General features: G+C 65.3%; 20 protein-coding genes. 6 read left to right on the forward strand and 14 right to left on the reverse strand.

The features are described from left to right. Positions 1 to 155 precede the first annotated feature (155 nt). Genes D5687_RS02490 through D5687_RS02505 form a run of 4 tightly spaced genes read right to left on the reverse strand, consistent with a single transcriptional unit; the run spans position 156 to position 2,937 of the window. On the reverse strand, positions 156 to 800 hold the full coding sequence (locus D5687_RS02490) for a DUF4124 domain-containing protein (protein ID WP_125198186.1): 645 nt from the start codon (positions 798 to 800) through the stop codon (positions 156 to 158). A 28-nt stretch (positions 801 to 828) separates the two neighbouring features. Further along, on the reverse strand, positions 829 to 2,022 hold the full coding sequence (locus D5687_RS02495; protein ID WP_204742110.1) for a 5-(carboxyamino)imidazole ribonucleotide synthase: 1,194 nt from the start codon (positions 2,020 to 2,022) through the stop codon (positions 829 to 831). A 4-nt stretch (positions 2,023 to 2,026) separates the two neighbouring features. Continuing rightward, positions 2,027 to 2,524 carry a 5-(carboxyamino)imidazole ribonucleotide mutase gene (gene purE / locus D5687_RS02500; protein ID WP_125198187.1) on the reverse strand — a complete coding sequence of 166 codons (498 nt, stop codon included), beginning with the start codon at positions 2,522 to 2,524 and terminating at the stop codon, positions 2,027 to 2,029. Continuing rightward, positions 2,521 to 2,937 (reverse strand): SirB2 family protein, encoded by a 417-nt coding sequence (locus D5687_RS02505; RefSeq protein ID WP_125198188.1) that lies wholly within the window; start codon positions 2,935 to 2,937, stop codon positions 2,521 to 2,523. Before D5687_RS02505 ends, purE begins: the two co-directional genes overlap by 4 nt. Before the next feature lie 140 nt (positions 2,938 to 3,077). Here D5687_RS02505 and D5687_RS02510 point away from each other — a divergent pair, with 140 nt between their 5' ends. Both D5687_RS02510 and D5687_RS02515 read left to right on the forward strand, forming a co-directional pair. Beyond that, positions 3,078 to 3,746, forward strand: a complete 669-nt coding sequence (locus D5687_RS02510) for an energy-coupling factor ABC transporter permease (RefSeq protein WP_125198189.1) — start codon at positions 3,078 to 3,080, stop codon at positions 3,744 to 3,746. Between the two features lie 234 nt (positions 3,747 to 3,980). Next, positions 3,981 to 4,319, forward strand: a complete 339-nt coding sequence (locus D5687_RS02515) for a c-type cytochrome (RefSeq protein ID WP_125198190.1) — start codon at positions 3,981 to 3,983, stop codon at positions 4,317 to 4,319. 166 nt (positions 4,320 to 4,485) lie between these two features. Here D5687_RS02515 and fetB read toward each other — a convergent pair whose 3' ends face one another. The 3 genes from fetB to D5687_RS02530 all read right to left on the reverse strand — a co-directional run bounded on the left by fetB (position 4,486) and on the right by D5687_RS02530 (position 7,260). Beyond that, on the reverse strand, positions 4,486 to 5,286 hold the full coding sequence (gene fetB / locus D5687_RS02520) for an iron export ABC transporter permease subunit FetB (RefSeq protein WP_125198191.1): 801 nt from the start codon (positions 5,284 to 5,286) through the stop codon (positions 4,486 to 4,488). Next, positions 5,273 to 5,875, reverse strand: a complete 603-nt coding sequence (locus tag D5687_RS02525) for an ATP-binding cassette domain-containing protein (RefSeq protein WP_204742111.1) — start codon at positions 5,873 to 5,875, stop codon at positions 5,273 to 5,275. The genes fetB and D5687_RS02525 overlap by 14 nt, the downstream gene beginning before the upstream one ends. A gap of 101 nt (positions 5,876 to 5,976) precedes the next feature. Beyond that, a complete protein-coding gene (locus D5687_RS02530; protein WP_125198192.1) occupies positions 5,977 to 7,260 on the reverse strand; it encodes a c-type cytochrome in 1,284 nt (427 codons plus the stop codon). A 90-nt stretch (positions 7,261 to 7,350) separates the two neighbouring features. On the opposite strand from D5687_RS02530, the gene recG reads away from it, so the two are divergent. From recG to D5687_RS02550, 4 genes are all read left to right on the forward strand, one after another. Further along, entirely contained in the window at positions 7,351 to 9,477 is a 2,127-nt protein-coding gene (gene recG, locus D5687_RS02535) for an ATP-dependent DNA helicase RecG (protein ID WP_125198193.1), read from the forward strand. A 175-nt stretch (positions 9,478 to 9,652) separates the two neighbouring features. Then, entirely contained in the window at positions 9,653 to 11,818 is a 2,166-nt protein-coding gene (locus D5687_RS02540) for a transporter substrate-binding domain-containing protein (RefSeq protein WP_125198194.1), read from the forward strand. A gap of 112 nt (positions 11,819 to 11,930) precedes the next feature. Next, positions 11,931 to 12,173, forward strand: a complete 243-nt coding sequence (locus tag D5687_RS02545) for a type II toxin-antitoxin system ParD family antitoxin (RefSeq protein WP_125198195.1) — start codon at positions 11,931 to 11,933, stop codon at positions 12,171 to 12,173. A 3-nt stretch (positions 12,174 to 12,176) separates the two neighbouring features. Then, entirely contained in the window at positions 12,177 to 12,473 is a 297-nt protein-coding gene (locus D5687_RS02550; RefSeq protein WP_125198196.1) for a type II toxin-antitoxin system RelE/ParE family toxin, read from the forward strand. A gap of 49 nt (positions 12,474 to 12,522) precedes the next feature. On the opposite strand, the gene D5687_RS02555 is transcribed toward D5687_RS02550, so the two are convergent. The 7 genes from D5687_RS02555 to D5687_RS02585 form a co-directional block, all read right to left on the reverse strand. Next, a complete protein-coding gene (locus tag D5687_RS02555) occupies positions 12,523 to 13,791 on the reverse strand; it encodes an MFS transporter (protein WP_125198197.1) in 1,269 nt (422 codons plus the stop codon). A 195-nt stretch (positions 13,792 to 13,986) separates the two neighbouring features. Further along, positions 13,987 to 14,841 (reverse strand): sensor domain-containing diguanylate cyclase, encoded by an 855-nt coding sequence (locus D5687_RS02560; protein ID WP_125198198.1) that lies wholly within the window; start codon positions 14,839 to 14,841, stop codon positions 13,987 to 13,989. 832 nt (positions 14,842 to 15,673) lie between these two features. Continuing rightward, positions 15,674 to 17,020: a Fic family protein gene (locus D5687_RS02565; RefSeq protein ID WP_125198199.1), complete on the reverse strand. Its 1,347-nt coding sequence runs from the start codon at positions 17,018 to 17,020 to the stop codon at positions 15,674 to 15,676. A gap of 230 nt (positions 17,021 to 17,250) precedes the next feature. Beyond that, complete coding sequence (locus D5687_RS02570; RefSeq protein WP_125198200.1) at positions 17,251 to 17,700, reverse strand: Sbal_3080 family lipoprotein; 450 nt, start codon at positions 17,698 to 17,700, stop codon at positions 17,251 to 17,253. 185 nt (positions 17,701 to 17,885) lie between these two features. Beyond that, positions 17,886 to 19,262, reverse strand: coding sequence for an NAD-dependent succinate-semialdehyde dehydrogenase (locus tag D5687_RS02575; RefSeq protein ID WP_125198201.1), 1,377 nt, complete (start codon positions 19,260 to 19,262; stop codon positions 17,886 to 17,888). After that, entirely contained in the window at positions 19,259 to 20,578 is a 1,320-nt protein-coding gene (doeA, locus tag D5687_RS02580) for an ectoine hydrolase (RefSeq protein WP_125198202.1), read from the reverse strand. The genes D5687_RS02575 and doeA overlap by 4 nt, the downstream gene beginning before the upstream one ends. Positions 20,579 to 20,581: 3 nt before the next feature. Beyond that, positions 20,582 to 21,856, reverse strand: a complete 1,275-nt coding sequence (locus D5687_RS02585; RefSeq protein WP_240031396.1) for an aspartate aminotransferase family protein — start codon at positions 21,854 to 21,856, stop codon at positions 20,582 to 20,584. Positions 21,857 to 21,936: the final 80 nt, after the last annotated feature.

Below are 21,936 nucleotides of genomic sequence, written 5' to 3' on the forward strand. Positions count from 1 at the left end.
TTTTGGTGCAAGTAGCGTGCCCGACCGAGAACCGGTGGACGGACCATGGCGGATCGCATGGTGACGGGGTTTGCCCTGATTGCCAGCCCGAGCCGGGACGTTCGGCCAGCAAACGATTGCACCAGGTCAGTGCATGAGAATAGACGATCGCACCGTTATTGGGAGGGCGTCATCAATTGAAAGCGCACCGGCGCACTCTCCTTGACCACCTCCCCGTCGCGGTGGATCTGCGCCACCAGCACGTGCTCGCCGGGTGCAAGCCCGTTGATCAGGTGACGACGACCGGAGGAGTCACGCACGCGCGGCTCGCCATCGACGAGGATGCGTATTCGATCGCCGCCCTGCAGGTTCGGCTGCATCACCAGCGCGACGGTGATACTGCCCTGCAGCCGGCTGGCCACCTCGCCATCGGCCGGCTCGACGATGGCCAGGTGCTGGTAGCCCGCGGGTTCGTCGCCTGCCTCGCGCGATGCGGCATCCTTGCCAGCCTCCGCGCCCGTCGTCTCGCCCGATCCTGCCGGGGCGTCGCGGGGTACATCGGCAGACGGCTCGGGACGGTCCGTCGGGGTGGACTCGCCCTGGCGGGGCTCGGGCACGTCCACCGGCGTCATGGGAATTACCGGGGCATCCTCGACCTCGTGGACGGCCGCGCCCTCGACCGGCTCATCGGTGAATACCGTCTCACCGGCGCTGTTGGTGTACTGGTAGATCTTGGCGGCCGACAGGGGCTGGGCCAGCACCAGCAGCAGGGGCCAGAGCAGGTGGACGCGACGCGGCGATCTTCCAGTGACGACTCGCATGGATGCTCCCTCGATGATTAGCGGCGGGTTACGCCTCGGGCGGCTGGATCACGGCGCGCAGGCGATCCAGCCGGGACTCGAGCGCGGTACGATCCGGCGCGGTGACCGTGACATGACCGAGCTTGCGCCCCGGACGGGGCGTCTTGCCGTAGTCGTGCCACTGGGTGCCCGGCACGGCCAGCACCACTGCCGGGTCGGGCAAGCTGCCGACCAGGTTGAGCATGGCGACCTCGCCAATCGGGTCGGTCTCGCCCAGCGGCCAGCCGATCACCGCGCGGATGTGGTTCTCGAACTGCGAGGTGCGCGCCCCGCCCAGGCTCCAGTGACCGCTGTTGTGCACGCGCGGTGCCATTTCGTTGATCACCAGCCGACCATCCACGACAAAGAACTCGATCGCCAGCACACCGACGTAATCGAGCTTTTCCATCACCAGCCGAGCCGCGCGTTCGGCATCCGCCTGCAGCGGGTCGCTGGTGTGGGCGGTGGTCTGCCAGAGGATGCCGTGGCGATGTTCGTTGGTCACCAACGGGTAGACCCGCGCCTCGCCGTTGCGGCCGCGCACGGCGACGATCGATACCTCGCGCTCGAAGTGCTGCATCTTCTCCAGCACCGCCGAGGCACCCGCCAGCGCCTCCCAGGCGGAGGCCGCCTCGCCGGGGTTGCCCGGCCCGCCCTCATGGGCGGCATGGGCGGGATCGGCCAGGCGCACCTGCCCCTTGCCGTCGTAACCGAAGCGTCGCGTCTTGAGGATCGAGGCACCACCGAGGTGCGCCACGCCCTGGACGATGTCACGGACCGAGTCGACTTGCACCCATGGCGCGACCGACAACCCCAGCCCCTCGAAGAACTGCTTTTCCTCGACGCGATCCTGCGCCACGGCCAGCGCCTGCGGATTGGGCATCAGGCAATTGCGCGCGGCGACCAACTCGGCGGAAGCCTGCGGCACGTTCTCGAACTCGAGCGTGACCAGATCACACTCGACGGCCAAGCGCTCGAGGGCCTCGGCGTCATCGAACTCGGCGCGCAGGTGGCGGCCGACCGAGGCGGCCGGCGGCTCCATGGCCGGATCGAGGAAGGTAAAGCGATGCCCCATCGCCACCCCGGCAAGGCCCAGCATTTGGCCGAGCTGGCCACCACCGATCACGCCGATGTGCAGCCCGGCCGGCTCGCCGGTGCGCCCCTCGACACGCGGCACCTCGCACTGATCCTGAACGCCGCCCATCGGCTCAGCCCTCGCCCGGCTCGGGCTTGTCGAGCACCATTTGCGTCTGGCGCTCGCGCCAGGCATCGAGTCGCTCGGCCAGCGCCTCGTCGTGGGTCGCCAAGGTAGCGGCGGCCAGCAACGCGGCGTTGATGGCGCCGGAACGGCCGATCGCCAGCGTGCCCACCGGCACGCCGGCCGGCATCTGCACGATCGACAGCAGCGAGTCCATCCCCGAGAGGGCCTTGGACTGCACCGGCACGCCGAATACCGGCAGCCGCGTCTTGGACGCGACCATGCCCGGCAGGTGGGCCGCGCCACCGGCCCCGGCGATGATCACCTTAAGCCCCCGGCCGACGGCCGTATCGGCGTAGTCGAACAGCTTGTCGGGGGTGCGGTGCGCGGAGACCACCTCCTTCTCGAAGGGGATGCCCAGCGCCTCGAGCGTTTCGCAGGCATGGCTCATGGTCTCCCAGTCCGACAGCGAGCCCATGATCACGCCAACCAGCGGTTGCGCACTCATACGCCCGTCACCATGGCCGGCAGAACGTCCTGCAATTGCGGGTGCGTGTTCGCCACGCCCACGGCGGCGACGTACAGGAAGACCAGGATGGCCAGCACCCAGGCGCTGGCGCGCAGACCGCGGGTCTTGCCGAAGCGCATCGCCACCAGGCCCAGGCCGATGTAGACGATCAGCCCGACGATCTTGACGGTCAGGAAGTCGGGGTGGACGCCATTACCCCAGAACAGCAGCCAGGCGGCGACCAGGGCGCTGACCAGCAGCACGGTGTCGACCACGTGCGGGGTGATCTTCACCCATTTCCTGCTCAACATCGGCGAGCCGGAGAACATCCAGATGCCGCGCACGACGAAGCCGATCAGCGAGAGCACGGCCGCCAGGCCGTGCAGGTGAATCCAGAGGGAGGCGTTGGCCATGGGGTATCTTCCCGATTGATGTGTCCGTGTGACCGCGGGGGAAATTTCCCCGGATGCGGAAAAGGCCAAAGCATAAATCATCGGCGCCCACCCCCCAAGGTCGCTACACTGGCCTGCCTCGAACGCCTTGAGGTGACGCCATGCAGCTACCCAACCACCTGGTCTCCCTGCCGATTGGCGGGATCGGCTGGCTGATCGCGCTGACGAGTCTCGCCTGGGCGGTGCGCATTGCACCCTGGCCGGCCCTGCGCGCCGAGCCGATGCGGATTCACCTGGTCCTCCTGGCCGTCGTCTTTCTGACCGGCATGTGGACGCTCTCGGCCACGCTGATGCCGGGACTGACCCTGCATTTTCTCGGCGTAGCGACGGTCACGCTGGTCATCGGGCTGGAACTGACCCTGATTGCCGGCCTGATCGCGGCCATTCTCTCGGCATTGCTATTCGGCCATGGCCTGGCCATCACCGGCTGGACGTTTCTGCTGAGCGCCGCCCTGCCCGCCGCGATCACCTACGGCATCACGCGCGCCTCGCAACGCTTTCTGCCGCCGAACTTCTTCATTTACCTGTTCATCGGCGTGTTCCTCTCCGCGGTACTGGGCGTGCTGGCCCACGGTGGCGGCACCGCGTTGCTGGTGATGGCGCTGGGGTTGTACGACGGCGACATCGTCTGGAACAACTACTTGCGGATCCTGCCGCTGCTGGCGTTCTCGGAAGGGGTGATCAACGGCATGCTGATGACGGCCCTGGCACTGGTCAGCCCGCAGTTGGTGATCTCCTTCGACGACCACCATTACATCGACGGCCGGTGAACCGAACGATCCGGGTGGCCCAGGCCGGCGGTGCTGACGGATTGCGTCCTGATGTCTCGCATTTGCAAGATGCAACTCCCGCCGCTGTCATCAGTCGAACCGGACTGGGGTAAGCGTTTGTTTATGAACAGACGCCGACCCGCGCGCGGGTGGCATGGAACCTGCTTTACCAAGCCCTAGCCGAGCAGGAGTGAGCTCGGGTAACTAAATGACACGAGATATCAGGAGTTCCTCATGAAAAAACTGACCGCGATCGCATTCGCCTCCGGTCTGGCCGTTGCCTCCGGGCAGGCCATGGCCGCCGACGTGGACGCTGGCAAGAAGCTCTACGAGCAAAGCTGCGCCTCCTGCCACGGCCAGAAGGCCCAGGGCCAGGGCATGTTCCCGGCGCTGGCCGGCAAGGGCGCTGACCACATCGTCACCGCGCTGGGCCACTACAAGGACGGCAACCAGGACGCCCTCAAGGAAATGGGTGATCTGGGCGGCTCGAACTTCGCCATCATGGCCCCGAACGCTGCCGGCCTGTCCGACGGCGACATGGAGAACCTGGGCGCCTACATCGAGAGCCTCTAAGCTCCCGCGCCCGACACCCGGGGACACCCCGGGGCAAACGAAAACCCGGACCGCATGGTCCGGGTTTTTTTGTGGTCGACGCCGGCGACAAAAGGCCGGATGCAAGATCGGGCTCGGTCGCCTGACCACGCCCACGACGCTTCGCGGCGTAGGCGACCGGGTGGTTTCAGCGCCCGCTGCGCAGGCGGTCGAGCCGCAGGCGGTCACGCGCGTCGAACAGGCGCCGTGCGCCCAACTGCACGGCCACCAGCGAGCCGAAGCCCGTCGCCGCGGTGATCAGGAACATGATCAGGATCTGGTACTTGACCGCCTCGATCGGCGGCGAGCCGGCCAGGATCTGGCCGGTCATCATCCCCGGCAGACTAATCACGCCGGCGGCGGCCAGCATGTTGAGCGTCGGGATCAGGCCGGCGCGCATCGAATCCGATCGCAGCTCGGAGGTGGCATCACGCACCGTGTGACCCAGCACCAGCCGCGCCTCGATCTCGACGCGGGTCTGCCAGGCCGTCTGCGTCAGGTTGTTCAGTGCCAGCCCGATGCCCGTCATGGTGTTGCCGAGGATCATCCCCAGCAGCGGGATGGCGTATTGCGGCTCGTACCAGGGATCGGTCTCGATCATCAGCGTCAGGGCCAGCACGGTAACGATCAGTGCGGTCACGCTCATCGACGCCAGGCCAATGCCGTAGCCATGCCAGCCACGGATGGCCCGCTTCTGCCGCGCGACCACCTCGTAACCGGCCAGCCCCATCATCACCAGCGCGATCAGCACGATCCACGGCAGCGTGGCCGCGTCGAACACCGCCTTGAGGATCACGCCCACCAGCAGCAGCTGCAGCACCATGCGCACGCTGTTCAGGGCCAGGGTGCGGAACAGGCCCAAGCCGAGCAGTATCTGCACCACCCCGAGGGCCAGCACCAGACTGGCCGCCACGACCAGGTCGACCGGCGTCAGGCTATACAGATCCATGCAGCACCCCTCCCTCGGACGTCATTTCCAGCCAGCGATCGCCGTGGGCGTCGATCTCGCGCGGATCGTGACTGATCCACACGGCGGCTGCGCCCTGATCGCGCAGGTAGTCGAGCAGCAGGCCCGCCATCGCCTCGGCGTTGTCACGGTCGAGGTTCGCGGTCGGCTCGTCGAGCAACAGCACGCGCGGCTCGAGCGCAAGGGCCCGCAATACCGCCAGCCGCTGACGCTCACCGGAGGACAGCCTCTCGACGGGCGAGTCCCACAAGGCCGCCCGCAGGCGCAAGCGTTCCCACCAGGCCTCGGACGGCCGGGCCGGGAAGTGCTCGGCGACCGTGTCGGCCCACCAGCCGGACTCCGCCGGCACCAGGGCCACCTGGCGGCGCCAGTCGGTCGCCGGCATGGATTGCTGCTCGACGCCCTCCAGGCTGATTTCGCCCTCGTGCGGAGACAGATCGGCCAAGGCGCGCAGCATCTGGCTCTTGCCCACGCCCGACTCGCCGCGCACCGGCAGCACCTCGCCGGCGGCAAGCGCGAACGAGACCGGCGGCACATTGGGCCCGCACAGCCCCCTCACCTCGAACAACATGCAGTTCCCCTGTCGAAAAACGCGCCACACAAACAAAACGCCGGCCCTCGGGCCGGCGTCGTTGCTGCTAGCGGGCCGGCGAAACGGCCCGTCTTGCGACCTTACTGGGCCGCGGCACCTGCCGGTGCCTCACCGCCGGACTCGGCCGGGAGTTCTTCCTCGTCCATGACCGCGATGTAGGCACCCAGGGCCTCGATGTCATCATCGGTCAGACCCTTGGCCTGCGGGATCATCGCGTAGGAGTTCGGGCCCATCTCCTGCCCCTTGCGGTAGATCTTCAGCAGGTTGATGGTCTGGTCCATCTTGGTACCGGCCAGCTTGGGCGCGTTGAACAGCTCTTGGCCCTCACCCTCGGCGCCGTGGCAGATGGCGCAGGAGGAGTACAGCGCGCGACCGCGGTTGATCACCGACTCGCTGACGATACGCGGCTCGGCCGGCTTCTCTTCCTTCTTGGCCTCGTCACCCTCGGACTTGGCCTCGTCACCACCTTCGCTGGCGCCGGCATCGCCGCCACCGCCATTGGTGCCACCGAACTCGTCGGCGATGTAGACCGACAGGTTGGCGATCTGCTCGTCGGAGAGGCTGGAGGCGTTCGGTGCCATGGTGCCGAAGCGGTCACCCAGACCCTGCTCCTTGAGGTAGTCCTGATCGCCTTCACGGTAGGCGACCAGCTTCTTCTGCACGTCGGCTGCGTCCATCTCGGTGAGAACCGGGAAGGCGCCACCCTGACCGCTGCCGTCGGCACCGTGGCAGGCCGCGCAGGAGGCGTAGGCTTCCTTGCCGGCTGCAACGTCACCATCAACGGCACCACCGTTGCCCCCGTCAGAGCCGCCGTCACTCTCGCTGTCGCCAGCGTCGGCCGAACCACCGGCACCACCACCGAATTCGTCACCGATGTAGGCAGCCAGGTCAGCGATGTCCTCGTCGGACAGCCCGGAAGCGTTCGGCGCCATGGTGCCGTAACGGTCGCCCAGGCCCTGCTCCTTGAGGTAATCCTGATCGCCATCGCGGTAGGCAGCCAGCTTCTTCTCGGCCTCGTCAGCCGGGATGCCGGTCAGCACCGGGAAAGCGCCGCCCTGACCCTTGCCGTCCGCGCCGTGACAGGCGGCACAGGAAGCGTACTTTTCCTTGCCGGCCGCGATGTCACCACCGGAGCCGCCAGCAGAGGACTTCTCGTCGCCGCCCGACTTCTCGTCAGCCGAGGCGGTCTTGGTTTCCTCTTCCTTGGTTTCCGGCTTCTCGACCACCTGCCCCTCGAGCGAGTTCTCGCCCGCGGTGTTGAAGAGCGCGTTCACGAGATAGAACACGGCAACCAGCAGGACCAGCGCCGAGACGAAGCCAACCAGCTTCGACATCGGATCGACCTTGGGGGTATGTTGAGCCACGAGAGTCCTCCAGAATCTTTATCGTTTTAGCATGCGCAACGGCGCGTAGTATATCGGCAAAAATCCTCGTTTGACAGAACCGGCGCCCGCATGTCTCGCCCCGTATCCAGAAAAAACCACACATCCGGCAAGAGTACTACCTCGGGGCGCGCCAGAAAGCCGCCTCCGGGACTCTCATCGCCCGTGGCGGACCTACCGGGCGTCGGCCCGAAGGTAGCTGAAAAGCTCGCGCGCCTGCACATCGAGGCCGTCGAGGACCTGCTCTGGCATCAGCCATTGCGCTACGAGGACCGCGGCACCAAGCAACCGCTCTCACCGGAACACATCCACGAAGCGGCCCTGTTCGAGGTGCGCATCACCGAGGTGCGTCCGCTGTTTCGCGGCAAGGCTCGCCTGGTCTGCCAAGCCGTTGGGGAGGGGCCGTCGGGCCCGATACCCCTGACCGTCTGGTTCTTCGGCCGTTTCGGCCCCACCCCCCAGGCCGGACGGACCTACCTGCTGTTCGGCGAATTGCAGCATGGACCGCACGGGCTAGAGATGGCCCAGCCCGAACTCGTGGCACCCAACCAGATTGGCCAGATTCGCCCGGTGTACCCGGCCACCGAAGGTGTCGCCCAGCCCAAGCTGCGCCAGTTGGTCGAGGCGGCACTGGAAGTGGCCGTGCGCGACCTGCGCGACCCGTTGCCCGTCACGATTCGCGAGGCGCGTGACTGGCCGCCGCTGATGCGCGCCCTGCAACGCATCCACCTGCCCAAACGCAACGACGGTGTGCCCGATCGGACCGAGCCGGCACTGCAACGCCTGATCACCGAGGAACTGGCGACCCACATCCTCGCCCTGCGCCAGCGCCGCGCGGTCACCCGCCAGGTTGCCGCGCCGGCCATCCCGCCGCAGGAACACCTGTTCGAACAACTGCTCGGGCATCTGGGCTTCACGCCCACCGGCGCGCAAAAGCGAGTGATCGGCGAGATCAAGACGGACCTAGCACAGCGCCTGCCGATGCTGCGTCTGGTGCAGGGCGACGTCGGCTCGGGCAAGACCCTGGTCGCCGCGGCCGCGGCACTGGACGTGATCGACGCGGGCTACCAGGTCGCGCTGATGGCGCCCACCGCCCTGCTCGCCGAGCAGCATGCGCGCAACTTCGCGCAGTGGTTCGAACCGCTGGGGCTGTCGGTGCTGCTGCTCTCCGGCCAGCAGTCGGCGGCAAGCCGACGCGAGGGACTGGCGCAACTGGCCGACGGGCGCGCCCAGATCGTCATCGGCACCCACGCCCTGTTCCAGGAATCGGTGGCCTTCGATCAACTGGGGCTGGTGATCGTCGACGAGCAGCACCGCTTCGGCGTGCACCAGCGCCTGGCGCTGACCGACAAGGGCGCAAGTCAGGACGGTGGTGCGCGCCGACCACACCAGCTGATCATGACCGCCACCCCCATTCCGCGCACGCTCGCCATGACACAGTTCGCGGACCTCGACGTGTCGATCATCGACGAGTTACCGCCGGGGCGCACGCCGGTGACCACGGTGGTGGTACGCGCCGACCGCCGCGGCGAGGTGATCGAGCGCATCAGCCAGGTGTGCGCCGAAGGTCGGCAGGCCTACTGGGTCTGCCCGCTGATCGAGGAAGGCCAGATCGAGGCGCAGGCGGCCGAGTCCACCTTCGCCATGCTGGGCGAGGAGTTGCCGCACTTGAACATCGGCATGGTCCACGGCCGGATGTCTGCGGCGGAAAAGCAGCGCGAGATGGCCCGCTTCAAGGCCGGTGACTATCACCTGTTGGTGGCGACCACCGTGATCGAGGTGGGCGTGGACGTGCCGAATGCCTCGCTGATGATCATCGAGAACGCCGAGCGCATGGGACTGGCGCAACTGCACCAGCTGCGTGGGCGGGTCGGGCGTGGCGCGACGGCCAGCCACTGCGTGCTGCTGTTCGACGAGCCGCTCTCCGATCGCGCCCGGGCGCGGCTGGGCCTGATGCGCGAGACCGAGGACGGTTTCCGCCTGGCCGAGGCCGACCTCGAACAGCGCGGTCCCGGCGAGGTGCTGGGCACCCGCCAGGCCGGCATCGCCAAGCTCAAGATCGCCAACCTGCTGGAAGACCAGGGCAGGCTCGAAGAAGCGGGGCAACTGGCGGACGAGTTGCTGGATCGCTTCCCCGAGTCGGTCAACCCGCTGATCGCCCGATGGGTCGGAGCGGCCGGCCAGTACGGGCAGGTGTAGCGCCGCCCGGAGCAACCCTTGCTCGTATCCGGCCGCTGACATACAGTTTTCCTTATACCCCGATTCGGGCGACATCGACCCGGCACCCCGAACGGACCACAAGGACGACCACGCCACCCGACCGCGACGGTCGGAACGACCCCGCCCCAGGCACTGACGGAACCACGCGCCGGCCATGAAGCGACTCTGCCTTTCTTTACTCGGGACCTGGTTCCTGCTGATCGCCCCCGTGATTGCTCAAGGCGCCATTGCCGAGGGCGCATCGGCCGCGCCCCTCAGCGCTGAAGAAAAGGCATTCCTCGAAGAACACCGGACCGTCAGCATCGCCATGATGGTCGAGCACCCACCGTTCACCATCCTCGGCGATGGCTCGGGCAACGGCTTCGAACACGACATCCTGCACCTGATCGCCAGCAAGACCGGGCTCAGGTTCGAGAAGAGCTTCGGCACCTGGGTGGACTCGTACCGTCGCTTCCGCGAGGGCGAGGTCGACGTGATCTCCAGCATCTCCTACCACGAGGATCGCACCGCCTTCACGCTGTTCACCGAGCCGTACTACGAGTTGCCGATCTTCGTCTTCGTCCGCGACGATTTCGGCGACTACTCGGGCATCGCGGACCTGGCCGGGCACAAGGTCGGGGTGATCGAGGAGATCTTCTACGTCAACGACCTCGAGGCCGCCGACGGCATGGACCTGCGGCGCTACGGCACCTACCAGGAAATGACCCGCGCGCTGGTGCTGGGCGAGATCGATGCGCTGGTGCAGAACCTCACCAACATCAACGAGGTCATCAAGCGCCGCGCCTACACCAACATCCGCATCGCCGGCGAGCTGGCGCTACCCGGCGTGGACGAGGAAGACCTGCGCTTCGGCATCACGCCGGACAAGCCCGAGCTGCGCTCGATCATGCAGAAGGGCCTGGACGCCATCACCCCGGCCGAGTGGGGCACCCTGACCGGACGCTGGCTGGGCGTGCGCGGCGAGGGGGCGCGTCAGGGCCGAGCAGCGGCCATTCCACTGACGGACGCCGAACGCACCTACCTCGACGACGCGGGCCATATCGACATCTGTATCGACCCGAACTGGATGCCCTTCGAGCGCTTCGACGAAAACGGCCAACACGATGGCATCAGCGCCGATTACTTCGCCCTGTTCGAACAGGCCCTTGGGGTCGATTTCCGCCCCCTGCCGGTCGAGACCTGGTCCGAGTCGGTCGAACACCTCAAGGCGGGCGACTGCGACCTGCTCAGCCTGGCCATGCGCACCCCGGAACGCGAGACCTACGCCGAGTTCACCGACAGCTACATCCAGACCCCACTGGTCATCGCCACCAAGGCCGACGTCGCCTTCATCAATGACCTGGGTGACCTCAGCGGACGACCGATCGCGATCCCGGTGCTGTACGCCTTCGCCGAATTGCTCCGCGAGGGCTACCCCGATCTGGACCTGGTCGAAGTGACCGACATCGACGCCGGCCTGGCGATGGTGAGAAGCGGCGAGGTCTTCGGCTACATCGGCACGCTCGCCACCATCGGCTACAAACTGCAAACCGAATACGGCGGCGAGCTGCGCATCACCGGCGATACCGGCAAGTCCTGGGACATGGGCGTGGCCGTGCGCGAGGACCGGCCGGTGCTGCACGGCATCATGGAAAAGGCGGTCGCCAGCATCACCGAGGAGCAGCGACGGGACATCAACAACAAGTGGATCTCCATTCGCTACGACCAGCGGGTCGACTACACCCTGCTCTGGCAGGTCAGCGCGGTCTTCGTCCTGCTGCTGGTCGCCGGCGGGTTCGTCTACCTAAAGCAGGTCAACCTCAAGCGCCAGCTCGAAGCCGCCTACCGACAGACCGAACGGCTGGCCGTGACCGACAAGCTCACCGGGGTGTACAACCGCCACCGGCTCGACCAGGTCCTCGGGGAAGAGACGCGCCAGGCCGATCGCTACGGCGATGCCTTCGGCGTGATCATCCTGGACATCGACCACTTCAAGGCCATCAACGACCGATTCGGCCACCGCGCCGGCGACGCCGTCCTGCGCGAGTTCGTCGACGTGCTGCGCCGCAACTGCCGCCAGACCGACATCCTCGGACGCTGGGGCGGCGAGGAATTCCTCATCATCGCCCCACATGCCGACAAGGCGACCCTCCTCACACTGGCCGAAAAGCTGCGCACCGCCATCGAGGCAACGACCTTCCGTGACGTCGAACGAGTCACCACCAGCATCGGCGCGAGCGTCTACCAGCGCGGCGACAACCCCGACACCCTGATAAAGCGGGCCGACGACGCGCTCTACGACGCCAAGCGGCAGGGGCGCAATACCGTGGCGTTTCGCTAGGACGACAATCGCGTCGTTGACCGGCCGCTCCACTTTGCCGCAGATTTACACTATCTTTTGAATTGGCAATCTTTGCCATACGATGGCTTCACTTTCCGCGAGGTGCCCCGCCATGGCGACCATGAACGTTTCCCTTCCCGATGGAATGAAGACATGGGTCGAGCAACAAACTCGATCCGACCGCTACAGCAATGCCAGCGATTACGTGCGCGACTTGATCCGACAGGATCAGCAACGGGCGCTGAGAATCGCCCATATGCAGAAACTGGTCACCGAAGGCATCGAAAGTGGTGCAGGTGACCGGTCAATGGACCAGTTGCTCGACGCCGCCCGCCAGCAAACACCCGCCGGCTGACGCATGGCTTACCGACTAAGCCGCAAAGTAGAAGAGGACATCATCGGGATCTTCGTCAGCGGCACGTTGGAGTTCGGCCCGGCACAAGCGGAGCGGTATCACAAAGAACTCGAACGGACCTTCCGCTTCCTCGACGACAACCCGCTCGCGGCTCGTCTGCGAGAAGAAATCTCCCCGCCCGTCCGGGTTCACCCCGTCGGCTCACACCTGATCGTCTACACACAAGAACCGGACGGGCATATCTTCATCGTCCGGGTACGGCACAGCCACGAGGATTGGCAGAGTCATACGGGCAGATGAATCCCCTTCGTTCCTCTGTCAAACGGCCCCACCTCACAACTCGTGCCAGCTACGAGGCCCTGGCTTGTTCCGTGTCGGGTTCCAGTGGATTGCCATCCGCGTCGAGAAGCTGGCTATCGTAGGCTGCTTGGAGGCCGGTTTCGCGCTCGCCCTCCTCGGACTCTTCGCCGATGGTGCGCGGGTACAGGGGAGAGAGGATGGCGACCACCACCCCGATCGCGGCGAATATCGCAAACGCCTCGGCGTAGCCGAATGCCTTTATCAGCGTGCCGACAACGGGCGAACCGACCGCCTGCCCAAGCGAGACCGCGACAAACGGCAGCACCGGCCCCATCGACAGGCGCCCCGGCAACAGGCGGATGCCGGTCATCAGGTAGAGCCCCGTCAGACTCATGTAGGCCAGGCCGAACACCAGCGCTGAAAAGGCCGCCAGAAACAGGTTCTCGGGGCTGGCGGCGAGCAATGCCAGGCTAGTCGACAGCATCATCAGCATCAGCGCCTGGGTGATGGGCGGGTTGTTGCGATCGGCCAGATCAGCCACCACCGCCCCACCGAGGCCGGCAATGCCCACCGCCAACCACAGCCAACCCGTGGCCCCGGGCGGCAGTTCACCCAGGGTGACCACCAGGTCGGGCGCGAAGATCCAGTAGGCGGCGGAGACGAAGCCCATCAGGAAAGCGAACACCGAGAGCCGACCAAGACGCCACCACTGCAGGGAGCTGATCGGCGCCGGGGGTGCGGCGTCCGATGGCGTGACCCGCGACACCGACGGAATCAAGCGCCACGTGGCGACCACACCGATGACGGCCAGCACGGCAAAGGAGCCGTAGGCCAAACGCCAGGCGTCAGCCAGGAACAGCACCGCCGGCACAGCAACGGCCACGCCCACGCTGGTGCCCGCGTTCATGATCGAGCTCACCCGGCCGTGCATCGAGCGCTCGACTACCGCCTGCATCGCGCCCGAGAGCGCCGGCATCATCAGGCCGGTGGAGACGCCGCAGGCGAACACCCCCACGCCCAGCGACATCGCATCCGGGGACTGGCTGATCACCAGCAGCCCACTGGCCGCGAGCGTGCCCGAGAGCATCGCGGTATAGCGGGCACCCATCCGCTTGGCGAGAACCGGCGCGGCGAAGGAGGCGAGGATGAAGCTGATCAGCGGCAGCGCGCCGATCACACCGACCACGTCCGGAGACAGCCCCAGATCGGCACGGATCGGCGGCACGAACAGGCCGAAGGCGAAGCGCGCGAGACCGTAGGTGATGGCGATCAGCCCGGCACCGAACAGCGCGAACCTCATGCTCGAAGGGAATTGCATACCACCCCGCCAGACTCGCATCGAGAAGTGTGGCCCTCGGCGGCATGTGCACGCCGGAGGCCGAACCATCAGAGCCTAGGATTCTCCCCCGCCAGGTTCAAGCAAGCTTTCTGCTGCCCCCTTTCCCCACGGCCCGGAAGGATCGGCAATCGCGGCATTAGCCGATGCCGGCCACTTGCAAGCTCGTCAGCCGGTTTACGATCGGCGCCCTTTCACCCGGTACATTTCGTCATCCGCATGGCTCAGCAGGGTATCGGCATCCGCACCGTCCGCCGGATAACAGGCGACACCGATACTGCAGGACACGGCCTTCAGCCCACCGAACTCGGCGCCCAGCGGCTCGGCCAGGACCGCGACAATCTCGTCGACCTTCATGGAAACGGCATCCGCCGACTGGATGTCCGTCAACAAGACAGTGAATTCATCACCGCCCATCCGGGCCACCGTATCCGTCTCGCGTACGCAGCTTTCCAGCCGTCGTGCAATCGTGCACAGCATGCGATCACCCATCGCATGGCCATGGGTGTCATTGATGGATTTGAAGTCATTGACGTCCACGAACAGCAAGGCCAGCTTGCTCCGGTGACGATGGGCCGCGCGCAAGGCTGAGTCCAGGCGGTCGTTGAACAGCGACCGATTGGTCAGCCCGGTCAGCGGATCGTGATGCGCGAGGAAGCGCAACTTGTCCTCGGCCAGCCTAAGTGCCGTCACGTCCCGCGCCACACCGATGCGCACACCGTCCTCCTCGGACCAGCGGGCCGACCACAGGATGTCGACGATCGAGCCATCCTTGCGGACATAGCGGTTGTGGAAATCACTGTGCGACTGACCGCTCATGACCCGGACAATCGAGTCACGTGTCGCCTCCAGATCGTCGGGATGCATGTAGTCGGTGATCGGCGTGCCAATCAACTCCTCGGCGCGGTACCCAAGGAGTGCCTCGCAGGCATCGCTCACGAAGACGATCTGGTTGTCCGCGTCGACCACGAAGACCGCGTCCATCATCAGGTGGATCAGCTTCGGGTACAGCGCTTTGATATCCACGGGCATGGTTTAGGGCTTCGGCTGGTTCATATGGCGGTCAGTGTAGCCCCAGGGGGCAGAGCCCTTCGCCCCGTGTGTTTGGCTGTTGGTGTGAGCGCGGGGCGCCCTGTCGTGGAGGTGGTACGGTTTCGGGCGTTTGTCTCGCGTGGCGGTTTCGATCGCGGCGCGCTGCCAACGCCCGAGGCACTTTCTATTGCTTGTCCAATAGAAAGTCCCCAAAGACAAAGACACCCCGGCGCCTTGGCCCTTCGGGCTCCCCTCGTCACCGCCGGGTTGCGGCCGGGTCGGTTCGACGCGACTTCCTGTCGCGCAGAACCTCGGAGCGACCTTCCTGTCGCGCAGAACCTCGGAGCGACTTCCCTGTCGCTCCGACCCTGCAACCCGGCGGCAACGATGCAAGGCGCAGGGGCCCCGTGCGCGCCAGCCGTAAAGCTCCTTCTTCGATAACTACCCTTGGCAAACCGACAGCAGGACAGCCGCACCGCGGCTTTCGCGGCCAAGGGCCGCTACCACACATCCACCAGATCCCCCGTGGGAGCGAGCCCCGCTCGCGAAACGCGCCACCGGCAGCGTGCCCCACCAGCAACCCCACAACCAAATCAATCGCGCCTAAAGACGCTCCTACAACATTCTCCACCCCGTAGGAGCGCCTTCAGGCGCGAAGGTCCATCCAGGGCAACGCATCATCAGCCGGCCAGTTCCCCTTCGCCCTTGCCGAGCGGGCGAAAACCCAGTTGATCGAAAAGGGTTCTGACCCCTTTTCCGGTGTCAGCGCCGAGCTGGCCGACGGGTCGAATTGACGCAGGAAACCGATCAGGTTGGCAAACGGGACTCTCGTCTATTCGGCCACGTCTTCGATGCGTCGGGAGAGGTCTTCCGGAACGATAAAAACCCACGCACGACCACGCTTGGTCTTGTCCAGCAGACCGGCGTCAGCGAGTTTGAGCAGATCAGAGCGCGCCGTTGCGTAGGACACGTCATGAGACCGTTGGTGGCCCTCGATCAGGTAGTCGTATCCCGGATGTTTCAGGGCATGAGACAGCAGGGCTAGTTGTCGGTGATTCAGCTGCCCCCGGAAAGCCCGGGAGCCGCGTAGCCGCTTCTCCGTATCCTGCTGCTCCTTGCTCTTCCGGGCCAGATAATGATGAAGCGAGTCGATCGCCTCCCGGATGACCCTCAGCTGATGCAGGATGAAATAGGTGGTGTCGTTGCGATCCGTCTCGCAGTAAAGAAAAGCGCGCGCATACTTGGACGGAGCCCGCTTGATGATATGAGAGATGGACAGGTATTCCATTAGCCAGTAACCCTGTCGCGCCATACTCCAGTAGAACAGAGCCCTGGCCGCCCGGCCATTGCCATCCACAAACGGGTGGTCATACCCAATCATGAAGTGCAGCAGAATCGCCCGAAGCACCGGCGGCACGAATGGCTCATCCTCCTCGGAGCCATTGGCAAAGGCACAGAGCCACTCCACCCTCTCTGGCAATTCGGAGGCGAGCGGCGGCTGATGCAAAACTATCTGATCTCGATGATCGACGACACGGACATCATCTCTCTTCCTCAGCCGTCCGGCATCTTCAGGTGTTTCGAGTGTCCCCTCGGTCACGATTCGGTGAAGATCGAGCAACAGCTCGGGAGTGAGCGGCTTATTTTTGTGTTCCCTCACCCACTCCATCGCCCGGTAATTATTGAAGATCATGAGCTCGCCGCGGTCTTCGGGATCGCGCCCCTCGCGCAACATCTCCTCCGCCACCACCCGGGTAGTGCAAGCCCCTTCCAATTGGCTGGACGTGATGGCCTCTTCGATCAAGGAGTTGACGATGTACCGATCACGATCACTGCTGTTGGCCACCTGCTCGGGAAACAGGATCTCGCCCGCCGCCCCCTTATCGATGGGGCTCAAATGTCGCAAAACGGGTTCCGGCATGGAAAACCGAATCGGGGAACCATGCGTGTCGACCAGCGGCAATGATCTCAACTGAGCCTGACGCGCCGTGCGCACCATCGCCCACCACGTTTCATGATCCAATCCTTCCGGCGGACCACGATGACGCAGTTCATCCCAATGAAGGTAGCGCCCCTCTACCAGGGGCCCCTCCTGAGCCTGCATGGCATGAATGATCTCGTCAGCCGAAAGACGACTCAGGACTTGCGAGATATCGGGGGGCGAGAGAGGCTTTTTCATGACGAACTATCAACTCATGACAATTTGATACTTGAGTGATAGTTCCACAGCGCAATGGCACGAGTCAACAAACTATCAATTTGATATACACTAATAGTTAACTGATATCAACTCGTGGCTTGACTCCCCGACCGCTCGAGAAGCCTGAGGGAAGCTCCCAAGCGGATTGACTTGCTACTGCTACCAGGTCACTCGTCCACCAAAAGGGGCAGACCCGTTTTCGGCGCCCCTCAGTCCTCACTCTTAGCATCTGCACCCGCAAACAACTCCTCAACCAACGGCTCAATCTTGCTCCGCGTCGGCCCAAACTTGTCCATGCGCCCACCACCATTCCGCGCATCGTAGGTCGCACGCCCTTCGAGCCCATCCTGATCAAACACCTTGAGATCCGCATAAGACAGGTACATCGCCATGTCCCAGCGCCAGTTGGCGGTGTACTCGAGGTAGTGGGAGCAACCGACCGGCCGCTCGCCCTGGTACACCTCGGTATACAGCCCCTGCTCCTCGATCAATTCGCAGACGGCCGGCTCGAAGCCGTCCATCAGCACATCGGGGTTGTGCTCGACGCAGATACGCTCGATATCGTTGTCGGCGACCGGCTGGACGTTCTGGGTGATGGAGCAGCCGCTCAGCCCGAGCAGCAGGCCGAGGCCGGCAATGAGTTTCGCTTGTGGTGACATGAGACCTCCTTGGTCATTGTTATTCCCTGCGGGGCGTTGCACCCCGAATTCGCATGGTCGCATGTTTACGTGACGTCGTGCGCACCCGGCTTGATCGAGCACACAAACAAAAGGCCAGCGACCGGCGGGGGCATCCCCACTCGGCGCGCTGGCCTTGCTTCGAGCTTGCCGTTGTCAGCTTTAGGCTAGCCTGTCTTCGGCCCCACCCACACCTGCTGGGCGTTGACGAACATCTTGATCCCATGCGGACCGAGTTCGCGGCCGTAGCCGGAGCGCTTGACGCCGCCGCTGGGCAGGCGCGGGTCGGTCTTGACGATGCCGTTGATCGATACCTGGCCGGCCTCGAGATCGCGGGCCATGTGGATGGCGCGGGCGGTGTCCGCCGTCCAGACGGCGGCGCCCAGGCCGTACTGGGTGCTGTTGGCGATCTCGAGGGCGTGGTCGGCATCGCGCGCGGACATGGCCACCGCGATGGGACCGAAGGTCTCCTCGCAGAAGGCGACCATCGAGTCGTCGACATCGGCGAGCAGGGTGACCGGGTAGAAGAAGCCATCGCCCTCGGGCATCTCGCCGCCCATCAGGCAGTGCGCGCCGGCCTCCACCGAAGCCTGCACCTGCCGATGCAGCCCCTCGCGCAGATCCGCGCGGGCGATGGGGCCGACGTCGGTGGATTCCTCGTGCGGGTCGCCCATCGTCAGTTTCTCGAGACGGGTTTTCATCATGTCGAGGAAGCGCTCGTAGATCGACTCCTCGATGATGATGCGCTTGGCCGCGATGCAGGACTGCCCGGCGTTGATGATCCGCGAGAGCACCACGGTGTCGGCGGCGGCCTCGAGATCGGCGTCCGCCAGCACGATCACCGGGTCGGAACCGCCCAGCTCCAGCACGGCGGGCTTGATCTGCCGGGCGGCGGTGGCCGCGACGATCGCGCCGGCACGGTCGGAGCCGGTGAACGAGACGGCGCGCACGCACTCGGTCTCGATCGCGCCCTGGATGTCGTCGGTCTCCAGCGGCAGGTTCTGGAACACGCCCTGCGGGAAGCCCGCCTTCTCGAAGGACTCGGCGATGCCCGCCGCGCAGGCCGGCACGTGCGCATCATGTTTCATCACGCAGGTGTTGCCGGCCATCAGCGCCGGCGCGGCGAAGCGGAAGGCGAGCCAGAACGGCGCGTTCCACGGCAGGATGCCCAGCACCGTGCCGATCGGCAGGTACTGCACGTAGCTGACCGTGGCGTCCGAACCGAGCATCTCGCTGGCGAGATATTCCTCGGCGTGATCGGCGTAGTGCTCGGCGCACCAGGCAGCCTTGTCGACCTCGCCGCGCGCCTCGCGGATGGGCTTGCCCATCTCGTCGGTCATCAGCAGCGCCAGCCGCTCGCGGTCCTCGCGCATCACCTGTGCCACGCGCCGCAGCAGGCCGGCGCGCTCGGCAAAGCTGGTCTTGCGCCACTCGCGGTAGGCGACGTCGGAACGCTCGAGCACCGCGTCGCGCTGGGACGGGTCCATCACCGGGAAGTCGTGCAGGGTCTTGCCCGTGGTCGGGTTGATGACGGTCTGGCTCATGAGGCGCGCGACTCCTTGGGGTTCTTCTGGGAATGCTTCTGAGATTTCTTGTGTTCCTGCTTGTGGTGGGACTTGGAGTCCGCCTTGTCACTCTCGCGCGAGGCGAGCAGCTCGATCACCGGCTGCTGCTCCTGGATCTCGCGCTTGGCCTCCTCGCGCTTGACGGTGAAGTCTTGGTCGAGGGTGAAGAATGACTCGCAGCCATCCTTGGTGATGTAGATGGTGTCGGAGATGCCGCAGGTCTTGTCACCGTCAACGCCCCAGGCCCAGGGGATGATGTGGAAGGTCATGCCCTCGCGCAGTACGGTCTTGTCGCCGTGCATCAGGCTCAGGATGTAGCCCTCGTCCCAGCTGGGCGGGAAGGCGATGCCGATGGAATAGCCCGAGCGGGTGATCAGCTTCCCGTGGGCATCGTCGACGGTCATGATCGAGCGGACCAGGTTGTCGGCATCGGAGACGGTCACGCCCGGGCGGATCAGTGCCTTGACGCGTTCGAGTGCCTCTTTCATGCGCTCCTGCGCCTTCCACATCAGCTCGGTGGGCTCGCCCAGCACGGCGGTGCGCATCATCGCGGTGTGGTAACGGCGATAGCAGCCCCCTACCTCGATGAAGACGTGCTCACCGGGTTTGACCACGCGGCCCTCCCAGGTGGCATGGCCGATCATGGTGCGCGGACCGGAGGTGACGTAGGGCATCACCGCGGGCGGCTCGCCACCGGCGCGGAACATGCCGGCGCTGATCTCGGCACCGATCTCGTTCTCGGTCACGCCAGCCATGCAGGCCTCCAGACCCGCCTTCATGCCCGCCTCGGTAGCGATGGCGGCGCGGCGCATGATCTCGATCTCGTGCTTGGATTTAGTGCGTCGACCGCACTCAACGATGCCGAAGCAGTCAAGCAACTTCGCTCCGGTCAGCGTGGTGTGCAGTGCATCCTGCTGGTAGGCGGGGAAGAAGTAGCTGTTGCGCTCGTAGCCGATGTACTTGTTCGCCAGCCCGAATTCCTTCAACGAGGAAACTAGCATCTGGATGGCATCACCGGTGTCCGGGTAGGGCCGGGTGATCTCCACCCAGGTCCGTGCGTGGACGTTGGATTCCTCCATCGTCCGCGTGATCATGAACGGCTTGTCGTCGAGCGGCACCACCAGCGCCTGGAAGAACGAGTACCCCGTGGTCTGGTAGTCGGTGAGGTACATCAGGTTCTCGGGGTCGGTGATGATCACCGCGTCGAGCAGCCGCTCGGCCATGCGCATGCGCAGTTCGCCGAGCCGGCGCTCGTACTCTTCCATCGGGAAGGTCATGTCGTCGCGTTGGCGCATGGTTCAGCCCTCCACCTGTGCATCGACGGCCTGCTCGAAGAGATTCAGCCCTTCCTCGAGGTCGTCGTCGGGAATGGTCAGTGGCGGGATCAGCTTGATCACCTGCCCCTTCGAGCCGCAGACCGCCGCCAGCAGGCCGCGATCGAAGCACTCGCGCGCCACGCGCTTGGAGAGATCGCCGTCGATGAAATCCAGCGCCTGCATCATGCCGCGACCACGCACGGCAAAGCGCGGGTACTTTTCCGCGATCTTTTCCAGGCGCTTTCTGATCACCTCGCCCTTGCGGCGGGTCTCCTGCATGAAGGCCGGGTCGTCGAAGTAGCCCAGCGCCACGGTGCCGGCGATGAACGACAGGTCCTGGCCGCGGAAGGTGCCGGTGTGCTCGCCCGGCGCCCAGTGCTTGTCGTGCTCGGGTTTGTTGAGGTTCATGGCGATGGGCGTGCCGAAACCGCCAAGCCCCTTGGCCAGGGTGATGATGTCCGGGTCGAGTTCCATGTCGTCGAAGCTGAAGTACGAGCCGGTGCGCCCGGAACCCATCTGGATGTCATCGACGATGAACAACGCGCCGGTCTCGCGGGCCAGGTCCTGGATGCCCTTGAGCCATTCCTCGGAGGCAACACGCACGCCACCCTCGGCCTGGACGGTTTCCACCAGGAACGCCGCCGGCGGGGCATAGCCGGAAGACGGGTCGGCATAGATGTCGCGCAGGCGCTCGAGCGAGGGCATGCCGCAACCCAGCGTGCAGTTGGGGCACTGGGTCTCGCAGCCGAACGCCTGGTGGACGACGTTATCCAGTGGGACACCGGCGGCGTTGCGGAAGTGCGCATTGGTGGTCGCGGCCAGCGCGCCCAGCGTCATGCCGTGGAAGGCGTGGTGGAAGGAGACCACCTGCTGCCGGCCGGTGACACGACGGGCCAGCTTGAGCGCCGCCTCGACGGCGTTGGTGCCGGTCGGGCCGACGAACTGCAGCCGGTAGTCCATGTCGCGCGGCTTTAGGATCGTCTCGACGAACTTGGTGATGAAGGCGCGCTTGGCGGTGGTGTACATGTCCAGGCTGTGGGCGACACCGTCGTTCTGGATGTAGTCGATCAGCGCGTCCTTCATCTTCGGGTCGTTGTGCCCGAAGTTCAGCACCCCCGCGCCCGCATAGAAATCGAGATAACTTCGGCCCTGCTCGTCGGTCTGGCGGGCGTTGCTCGCCGAATGAAAGACGGTGGGTGCGGCACGGCAGTACGCGCGGATCTCGGATTCCCACTGCTCGAACACCTGCATGTGCATTGACGCTATCTCCCCTGGTTGCGGGTGTAATCGGGCCCACCGCCGGGCGACGGGCCTTTGTGCCGGTTCGTCCGGCACGT

It is taken from the genome of Guyparkeria sp. SCN-R1, assembly GCF_003932495.1.
Classification (GTDB): domain Bacteria; phylum Pseudomonadota; class Gammaproteobacteria; order Halothiobacillales; family Halothiobacillaceae; genus Guyparkeria.

Excerpts from the sequence above, each read along its gene's own strand:
- D5687_RS02490 (WP_125198186.1), bottom strand. The coding sequence starts at position 800 with ATGCGAGTCGTCACTGGAAGATCGCCGCGTCGCGTCCACCTGCTCTGG.
- D5687_RS02495 (WP_204742110.1), bottom strand. The coding sequence starts at position 2,022 with ATGGGCGGCGTTCAGGATCAGTGCGAGGTGCCGCGTGTCGAGGGGCGC.
- purE (WP_125198187.1), bottom strand. The coding sequence starts at position 2,524 with ATGAGTGCGCAACCGCTGGTTGGCGTGATCATGGGCTCGCTGTCGGAC.
- D5687_RS02505 (WP_125198188.1), bottom strand. The coding sequence starts at position 2,937 with ATGGCCAACGCCTCCCTCTGGATTCACCTGCACGGCCTGGCGGCCGTG.
- D5687_RS02510 (WP_125198189.1), top strand. The coding sequence starts at position 3,078 with ATGCAGCTACCCAACCACCTGGTCTCCCTGCCGATTGGCGGGATCGGC.
- D5687_RS02515 (WP_125198190.1), top strand. The coding sequence starts at position 3,981 with ATGAAAAAACTGACCGCGATCGCATTCGCCTCCGGTCTGGCCGTTGCC.
- fetB (WP_125198191.1), bottom strand. The coding sequence starts at position 5,286 with ATGGATCTGTATAGCCTGACGCCGGTCGACCTGGTCGTGGCGGCCAGT.
- D5687_RS02525 (WP_204742111.1), bottom strand. The coding sequence starts at position 5,875 with ATGTTGTTCGAGGTGAGGGGGCTGTGCGGGCCCAATGTGCCGCCGGTC.
- recG (WP_125198193.1), top strand. The coding sequence starts at position 7,351 with ATGTCTCGCCCCGTATCCAGAAAAAACCACACATCCGGCAAGAGTACT.
- D5687_RS02540 (WP_125198194.1), top strand. The coding sequence starts at position 9,653 with ATGAAGCGACTCTGCCTTTCTTTACTCGGGACCTGGTTCCTGCTGATC.
- D5687_RS02545 (WP_125198195.1), top strand. The coding sequence starts at position 11,931 with ATGGCGACCATGAACGTTTCCCTTCCCGATGGAATGAAGACATGGGTC.
- D5687_RS02550 (WP_125198196.1), top strand. The coding sequence starts at position 12,177 with ATGGCTTACCGACTAAGCCGCAAAGTAGAAGAGGACATCATCGGGATC.
- D5687_RS02555 (WP_125198197.1), bottom strand. The coding sequence starts at position 13,791 with ATGCAATTCCCTTCGAGCATGAGGTTCGCGCTGTTCGGTGCCGGGCTG.
- D5687_RS02560 (WP_125198198.1), bottom strand. The coding sequence starts at position 14,841 with ATGCCCGTGGATATCAAAGCGCTGTACCCGAAGCTGATCCACCTGATG.
- D5687_RS02565 (WP_125198199.1), bottom strand. The coding sequence starts at position 17,020 with ATGAAAAAGCCTCTCTCGCCCCCCGATATCTCGCAAGTCCTGAGTCGT.
- D5687_RS02570 (WP_125198200.1), bottom strand. The coding sequence starts at position 17,700 with ATGTCACCACAAGCGAAACTCATTGCCGGCCTCGGCCTGCTGCTCGGG.
- D5687_RS02575 (WP_125198201.1), bottom strand. The coding sequence starts at position 19,262 with ATGAGCCAGACCGTCATCAACCCGACCACGGGCAAGACCCTGCACGAC.
- doeA (WP_125198202.1), bottom strand. The coding sequence starts at position 20,578 with ATGCGCCAACGCGACGACATGACCTTCCCGATGGAAGAGTACGAGCGC.
- D5687_RS02585 (WP_240031396.1), bottom strand. The coding sequence starts at position 21,856 with ATGCACATGCAGGTGTTCGAGCAGTGGGAATCCGAGATCCGCGCGTAC.